General features: G+C 47.1%; 1 protein-coding gene. It reads right to left on the bottom strand.

The features are described 5' to 3' along the window. A partial coding sequence (locus EYA77_RS00630) for an arsenic resistance protein (protein WP_167815565.1) occupies positions 1-722 on the bottom strand: 722 nt, incomplete at both ends.

The raw sequence follows: 722 nt of genomic DNA on the forward strand, positions 1-722 counted from the left end.
GAAATGGCCACAGCCACCGCCAGTTCGAAGAAGTTTGAAGCTCCAATCATGCCTGCTGGAGCTGCCACCTCATGGGGAATCTTCCACGCTTTTGCCCAAAAGTAGGCGATGAAGAAGATCAAGAAAGTCTGTAGGATCAAGGGAATGGCAATCAGGATGATGTTCAAGGGATTATCAATGATGGTCTGTCCTTGGAACGAGAAAATGATGATCAAGGTCAAGAGAAGTCCAAGGATGGTGACATTGGAAAACTTAGGAATGTATTGGCTTTCAAAATATTCCAGACCTTTGGATTTGGTGATCTGTACTCTGCTGATCCATCCTGAAAGCAAGGGAATCACCACAAACAGTGCCACCGAGAGAAAGAGGGTGCCCCATGGAATGGCGATGCCGCTGATTCCGAGAAGCAGTCCTACGATAGGGACGAACGCTATCAGGATGATCAAGTCATTGGTGGCGACTTGAATTACAGTATATGCGGGATTTCCTTTGGTAAGATGACTCCACACAAAGACCATGGCGGTGCAGGGAGCTGCTCCAAGCAACACTGCCCCGGCTAGGTATTCTTTGGCCAATGCTTCTGGAAGCATCTGTTTATAGATGACAAAAAAGAAGAGGTAGGCAAGTCCATACATGGTGAATGGCTTGATCAACCAGTTGGTTACCCAGGTTACGATGAGCCCCTTTGGATTTTTCCCTACTTGCTTGATGCTGTTGAAATC

It is taken from the genome of Methanocorpusculum sp. GPch4 (assembly GCF_012062385.1).
Classification (GTDB): Archaea; Halobacteriota; Methanomicrobia; order Methanomicrobiales; family Methanocorpusculaceae; genus Methanocorpusculum; species Methanocorpusculum parvum.